Origin of the sequence: Mycobacterium sp. (assembly GCF_049281135.1) — a bacterium.
Classification (GTDB): Bacteria; Actinomycetota; Actinomycetes; order Mycobacteriales; family Mycobacteriaceae; genus Mycobacterium.
In genome coordinates this window covers 1-4,010 of record NZ_JBAPRN010000439.1, presented here as the reverse complement: position 1 = coordinate 4,010, position 4,010 = coordinate 1, and the positions used below count along the sequence as shown (strand labels likewise).

Here is a 4,010-nt window from a genome sequence, read left to right as displayed (position 1 = left end):
GTCTGGCGATATGGCTGGCGAATACGCGCCACAGACCGACAATCAACAGCAGATCTTCGATGTGTTCGAAGAGATGCGGAAACTGCCCGATACATCCGGCTCGATGCTCACCGATGTCTACTTCAGTGACGTCCCCGAGGCTAGTAGCCGGATCTTCCGTATCTACCGGACGCTGCCGCTGCACTATCACAATGACTGCGATGAGTTTTTGTACATCATCAGCGGCGATGGCGTCTTCCACCTCGATGGGCACGAGTCGCCGGCGAAACCAGGAACGTTTTTGCGCTTTGCACGTCGACAGGTCCACGGGTTTCCCGCGATCACAACGCACCCGTTCGTCGTGCTCTCGGTCGACGTCCCGCGGCGGCGTCCCGATGACATCGTCTTCGTCAATCCCGAAGACGGTGATGCAAAGGAGTTCATGGCCCGCAACAATCGCTAGCCCGGCCGACAGGTGCACGCAGGCCTGCGCTTGCGTCTTGACTGCGATTTCTGACTGTGACGAGGGCGACGCACACCACCGCTGTGATGCTGGGCGAGCCCGGGCCGGCATTCCGGCCTTCGGAGGTGGCGCGAATGGACTACCTAGCCGGGATCGTGGCAACGAGCTGCGCTGAGCTATCCCTCGGGCCCGGTCGACGTGGCCTCGGCCCGCTCGCGGGCGGCCCGCGCCACTGGTGAGTGTTCCAGGTAATCGATCGCGAGTTGCGTGGACACCTCCGCGATGGGGTGGTAGCCCGGCCGAAGGTAGCGGCCCGGCACCCTCACCGCGACCAGCCATGGTCCCGGCACCCGGTACTGCCGTGCGGCTCGCCACCAGTCTCGCCAACGCGGCTTGGTGCTGATGGTCGGGTCGTGCGCCATCAAGAACCGCAGTCCCGCAATCCACCAGAATGCGAAAGTCGGCGCAGTTGACAGCATCGTCAACACTCTCAGGGCGTAGTTACCGCACACATTCTGGTAAACGTCGAACACCAGCGAGCGGTGCTCGATCTCCTCGGCCCCGTGCCAGCGCAGCAGGTCAAGCATGGTCTGGTCGGCTCCGGCATTATCGAGACCCCGGTTCTGGATGAACCACTCACCCAACGCAGTGTTGAAGGGTTCCAATGCCGCGGTAACCGCGAGGCGCCGGTAGAGCGACATTCGCCGCAGTACCAGTGGCCATTCCGGGTGCTGCTTCCCCAGCTTGGACAGCCATTTTTGCAGCTTGTCGGTATATGGCGTGGTGTCGATGCCCTGCTCCGCCAGATGCTGGAGGACCATCTGGTGCGCCCACGCATGCCAGGCCTCCTGTTGGATAAAGGGCTTGATGGCCGCTTGCAGGTCCGCGTCGTCGACCAGCGGTTCCGCCTCGGTGATGGCCTGAATGAACCAACGCTCGCTCACCGGCAGCAGCAGATGGAACACATTCAACAAGTGGGTGGCAAACGGGTCGCCCGGAACCCAGTGCAACGGGGTGTTCGACCAGTCGAAGCGCGCCTTCCGGCGGTGTGTCGGGTATCCGTCGTGGTGGACCTCGAGATGAGTCATCCGCACTTTCCCATACCAAGTTGCCCGGATCCGTTGCCAATGGTAGTACCCCTTGGCCGGTCACTTTTCAGCCGAACTGCTGGATTGCCGTGCCAACAGCTTTCGAAACCGTCGTCGTCGAGGATGGACACGCCTCCGCGCGTCAGGATGCCCTCTTTCGCCTCGTCGCGGGAGCAGCCGGCCCGCGAACCGGTGACCACGATCGTAAGGCTTTCCAGCGTGCGCGGCACGCTGGCGTCGCGCTCGTCGGCCATCGGCACCCAGGCCGGCGGCCACCTGTCGACGATGGCGCGATGCCAGTCGACGGTGAACCACGGGGAAAACACCCGCTCCCGCAACTGCGCAGGCAGTACTCGGCATTGGGACAGCGGATATGCGCGTCGCTCTCCTCAGCCGGCGCCACTTCGGTGCCGCACTCGGGACAGCGTCACAAGTGGTATCACTTTCGGCGCCAACAGCCCAGACGTCGACAGCACTATCGTGGGTCCTCATGAATCTCAAACGACGGATACCTCTGCTGCGATGGTCGTTCTGGCGGATGGCCACGGGGGTCCGCAATCTCACCATCACGGGCCAGTTGGGTGACGGGCGCGAAGCAGCTGCGGTCGACTACGTCCTGCGAAACGCGCGGGCGGGCGACATCGACGACGTGCTGGCCACGTTCGACAAGTTCGCCTACGAAAAGTCGATGCTGATCAACGTCGGCGACGAGAAAGGGCGACTCCTCGATGCGGCTGTGCGGCGCGCCGATCCCGCACTCGCATTAGAGCTGGGCACTTACTGCGGCTACGGCGCTCTGCGGATCGCCAGGGCCGCTCCGAACGCCAAGGTGTACTCCGTCGAACTCGCCGAGGCCAACGCCGCCAACGCCCGCCAGATCTGGGCACATGCCGGTGTCGCTGACCGCGTGACCTGTGTCGTCGGCACCATCGGCGACGGCGAGCGCACCCTGGACAGGCTGACCAACGAACATGGATTCACCTCTGGTGCAATTGATTTCGTATTCCTCGACCACGATAAGGACGCCTACCTGGAGGACCTGAAGAGCATCCTTGACCGGGACTGGCTGCATCCGGGCTCGATCGTGGTCGCCGACAACGTCAGGGTGCCGGGCGCACCGAGATACCGCGAATACATGCGTCAGCAGCAAGGCAAGTTGTGGAACACCATCGAGCACAAGGCGCACCTTGAATACCAGTCACTGTTGCCCGACCTGGTGCTGGAGTCCGAACACCGCGGCTAGAAGCAACGGCGCCCGCGGGTGGGCGCGAGCCCACGTGCAGTACAGCCGGATCACCAAACCCGTTGAACCGCAAGGCCTGCATGATTATGTCCTTCGGTGGACTGATGGTTGTCGTTCTAGACGCTGTCACCGCGAGTGCTCCGTTCTATCGCAGGATGCCGTCGAGCGAAGTGATCCGCGCCCTCGATGACCTTGGGTTCGGCGCGATCATCAAGACCGAGCGAGAGCCTGAGCGGAGCCGGCCGGGACCACCGGGGTCGGCGACAGCGAGACGCCCGACGAGACCATGCAGAAGTAGGGTGGACTGAGCGATCTGCGGCACACGTGCGCGAGTCTGGCGGTCAGTTCCGGCGCGAATGTCCTTGTGGTGTCGCGGATGCCGGGCCACAAGGACCCGAGCGTGACGCTGCGGATTTACGCCGACCTGTTCGACAGCGACCTCGATGCGGTTGTCGTCAATCTGGACGCGAAGATCGGGGATAGCGCCCAAAGCGTGTCCAACGAGCCCGCCGACCGTCGCCGCAAGCGCCGCATCACCGCTGTCTCGCTGCGTCGATGCGTTTGGCTGTTGTGTGTCCGAGGGGGGACTTGAACCCCCACGCCCATTAATAGGGCACTAGCACCTCAAGCTAGCGCGTCTGCCATTCCGCCACTCGGACCGAGACCAAATCAAGCAGCTAAGGCTAACGGATGGGGATGCTCGCACCCAAACCTGCCCGGCGCGTGCGTCGACTGGCGAAGTCGACCCGCAAGCGCCCGCGAAGTCGTGCGGGCGTCAGTGGTAGGAAGAGTGACTGTGACGGTGCCCGCTGAGACTCCGATCGATGACGTGGTCGACGTTGTCAGCAGGCTGATCCGATTCGACACCACCAACACCGGCGAGCTCGAAACCACCAACGGCGAGGCCGAATGTGCCCACTGGGTTGCCGCCCAGCTGGCAGACGTCGGCTACCAGGTCGAGTACCTGGAGTCCGGCGCGCCGGGTCGCGGCAATGTGTTCGCCCGCCTGAAGGGCGGCGACAGCTCGCGCGGCGCGCTGCTGATTCACGGGCATCTGGACGTGGTGCCCGCCGAGCCGGCCGAGTGGAGCGTGCACCCGTTCTCCGGCGCGGTCGAGGACGGCTATGTCTGGGGCCGCGGCGCGGTCGACATGAAGGACATGGTCGGCATGATGATCGTCATTGCCCGGCATTTCCGTCGGTCCGGCATCGTCCCGCCGCGCGATCTGGTGTTCGCC

At 63.8% G+C, this 4,010-nt stretch carries 5 protein-coding genes, 1 tRNA gene and 2 pseudogenes; 5 read left to right on the top strand and 3 right to left on the bottom strand.

The window, feature by feature from the left end:
* Both WAN02_RS17910 and WAN02_RS17905 read left to right on the top strand, forming a co-directional pair.
* On the top strand, nucleotides 1–442 hold a 442-nt coding region (locus WAN02_RS17910; RefSeq protein WP_422265590.1), incomplete at its 5' end, for a cupin domain-containing protein.
* Between the two features lie 64 nt (nucleotides 443–506).
* Nucleotides 507–606: pseudogene (locus WAN02_RS17905) on the top strand (amino acid-binding protein); the annotation flags it as partial.
* 12 nt (nucleotides 607–618) lie between these two features.
* Here WAN02_RS17905 and WAN02_RS17900 read toward each other — a convergent pair.
* Both WAN02_RS17900 and WAN02_RS17895 read right to left on the bottom strand, forming a co-directional pair.
* Nucleotides 619–1,530: a metal-dependent hydrolase gene (locus tag WAN02_RS17900; protein WP_422265589.1), complete on the bottom strand. Its 912-nt coding sequence runs from the start codon at nucleotides 1,528–1,530 to the stop codon at nucleotides 619–621.
* Nucleotides 1,527–1,844: pseudogene (locus tag WAN02_RS17895) on the bottom strand (hypothetical protein); the annotation flags it as partial. The gene WAN02_RS17900 and the pseudogene WAN02_RS17895, both read right to left, overlap by 4 nt.
* Nucleotides 1,845–2,020: 176 nt before the next feature.
* Here WAN02_RS17895 and WAN02_RS17890 point away from each other — a divergent pair.
* Both WAN02_RS17890 and WAN02_RS17885 read left to right on the top strand, forming a co-directional pair.
* Entirely contained in the window at nucleotides 2,021–2,773 is a 753-nt protein-coding gene (locus WAN02_RS17890) for an O-methyltransferase (RefSeq protein WP_422265588.1), read from the top strand.
* Between the two features lie 376 nt (nucleotides 2,774–3,149).
* Entirely contained in the window at nucleotides 3,150–3,365 is a 216-nt protein-coding gene (locus tag WAN02_RS17885) for a hypothetical protein (protein WP_422265587.1), read from the top strand.
* Here the strand turns inward: WAN02_RS17885 and WAN02_RS17880 are convergent.
* Nucleotides 3,347–3,432 (bottom strand) — tRNA-Leu (locus WAN02_RS17880). The genes WAN02_RS17885 and WAN02_RS17880 overlap by 19 nt on opposite strands.
* 131 nt (nucleotides 3,433–3,563) lie before the next feature.
* Here WAN02_RS17880 and WAN02_RS17875 point away from each other — a divergent pair.
* Nucleotides 3,564–4,010 (top strand): M20/M25/M40 family metallo-hydrolase (locus tag WAN02_RS17875; protein ID WP_422265586.1); only part of this gene is annotated, 447 nt, incomplete at its 3' end.

What these genes read in the sequence shown, in the direction of transcription:
- WAN02_RS17890 (WP_422265588.1), top strand. Translation starts at nt 2,021, where the DNA reads ATGAATCTCAAACGACGGATACCTCTGCTGCGATGGTCGTTCTGGCGG.
- WAN02_RS17900 (WP_422265589.1), bottom strand. Translation starts at nt 1,530, where the DNA reads ATGACTCATCTCGAGGTCCACCACGACGGATACCCGACACACCGCCGG.
- WAN02_RS17885 (WP_422265587.1), top strand. Translation starts at nt 3,150, where the DNA reads ATGCCGGGCCACAAGGACCCGAGCGTGACGCTGCGGATTTACGCCGAC.